This window comes from Endozoicomonas sp. SESOKO4 (genome assembly GCF_024606275.1).
The window spans coordinates 1-2,080 of record NZ_JAHHPS010000333.1; the positions used below are offsets into that span (position 1 = coordinate 1).

Annotated in this window: 2 protein-coding genes; both read left to right on the forward strand. The window is 43.4% G+C overall.

Annotation, left to right across the window (positions count from 1 at the left end; translation table 11 throughout):
* A partial coding sequence (locus KDK16_RS06305; RefSeq protein ID WP_257275204.1) for a DUF4116 domain-containing protein occupies positions 1-1,546 on the forward strand: 1,546 nt, incomplete at its 5' end.
* Between the two features lie 329 nt (positions 1,547-1,875).
* On the forward strand, positions 1,876-2,080 hold a 205-nt coding region (locus KDK16_RS06310), incomplete at its 3' end, for a hypothetical protein (RefSeq protein WP_257275205.1).

Genomic DNA, 2,080 nt, shown 5'->3' on the forward strand with positions numbered 1-2,080 from the left:
TGAGCTGATTTTTGCCCTGCATCAGCGCTTCGTAAATGCACTGGCGCCGGTCTCTACGACTTCGGGTCAGGGCACAGTATCCCATCAGAAATGGGCAGTCACCTATGTTGATTTCACACCCCCGAGAAAAAAGGCGTCCCTATTGACGCCGTCCTTCAAAGCCGCCATCGAAGGAATAATGCGCCCTGTGACTGTTGTTAGCTTGGTTGACGCCTTAATTGTTAACCTGGAGTTAGGACTTCATGTGGGCCTTATCGAGCTGCTTGAAAACGCTGGGGGAGGAAAAGAACGAACCTTGCGGCTGAAGTTTTCTGACAGATTTCGTCGCCCTGATGGCAGTGATGGACCTCATAAATTGAAACGTATGTGGCTTCTGGTACGGTTATTGAAAGCGATCGGACTTCATAAAGATGCCGATAGCATGGAGCTGGGTTACAACCCTGCAGTGGGAGAAATTATCGTCGAATGCGTCCGAATAACATCCACTCAAGCCATGTTGGGTGCCTTCCAAAAACTGTTCACTGTGGTAACTGCAACTCGTGACCTGGATAGTCTATTGAGGGGCATAGCTATTTTTGAAGGAGATCAATGGAACTTTAGCTTGCTTGCAGAACGCCTTAACAGCAATGCTCCAGTAGAAACCGACAGGTTCGCCTTTCAACATTGTCTTTTCTTAATGGTTTATTGGAAGTTCAATAAGATGACTTTCAGTTGCTACCCGTTATTAAGTACTCCCCACCAAGAGTTTATTGATCATAGTCGGCAGTTGGTAGCATGTATGAAAAAATCGGAGGATCATCTTAAGGAAATGTTAATGAGTGATGAGGTCAGTGAGGACACCCGCAGGGAACTATTACATCATCTTTTATTACTAGATCCCAATAAAGCTAACGCCATCTCATTGATTGAGCATATCTATGGTTTGAGTGATCAATACTTTGTGGTTGAGCCATCCCACAATTACCGACTGAAATTTTATATTCCACCGTGTCAGCCGTCTATGGCTCATAAAGAAAAGGTCAGGGATGTTCTGCTGAAGCATGGGTTGAAATATGCCAGCCAACAGATTAGAAACGATAGGGATCTTGTATTAACAACCATTGCCGAAGCCCCGGATAATCTGGAATATGTTAGTGAAGAACTGAAGGGTGATAGACATGTTGTCATGACCGCAATCACGCGGGATGGGTATCAACTGCTCTATGCAGCTCCGAAATTTCAGGATGATGATGTTGTTGTAAAGACTGCTATCTCAAAGACTCCATCGGCTCTGAAGTATGCAAGTGAGAGATTACGAGGAGATAAAAACATTGTTCAAATCGCAGTTGCCAGAGATATTCGTAACTTAGATTACGCCAGTGAAGAGGTATTGAATGATCGCGAGTATTTGCTGAACTTAATTGAACATAATTCTCATGCTTTCATGTATGCGGCTACTGAGCTTCAGCATGATAATGCCTTTATCCGTTCAGCAACCCTCAGAAACCCTGAGCTTCACAGGCTTCTTAAAGCTCTGGGCCTGGAAAAAGTCGATGATGAACCTTAGTGACGGGTAATGGACTGCTGTTTACCGGACTTTTATGGCTCAATCTCCAAGTACCATCTGGTCAGGTGCTTATCACCGATAGTTAAAGCTATTCTCTAACGTTATTTAACCTTCATTTTAATCGTTGTAATGTGTAATCCGCCTGGATTATCTGATGAGCACTCTCACTGGCATTCAGACGACTAAGTCTTTTATATCCTGATCAAATGGTTTTTTCGGGCTGATGTGTGAACTTTATAAAAAAAACATAGTCAAACGAAATTAATTGATTAATGCGACAAGCTCCTGACCATTAAATCATGGATTAATATTAACTTTAAAGGAATATCTTGATGTTACCAGATCGTCTTGACACATTATTTCAGCATATCCCGCCAACGAATCCAACTCAGGATAGCGAGGTCAGTGATTCATTCAAAAGGCATTTCCGCAATCCTGATACCAGTGGCGTTCCGATCGACGAAATACCACTGGCCAATCGCCTCTGCAGCGTCTGCAGTTTATCTTCTTCAGATCAGACTGCTGACTATTCTC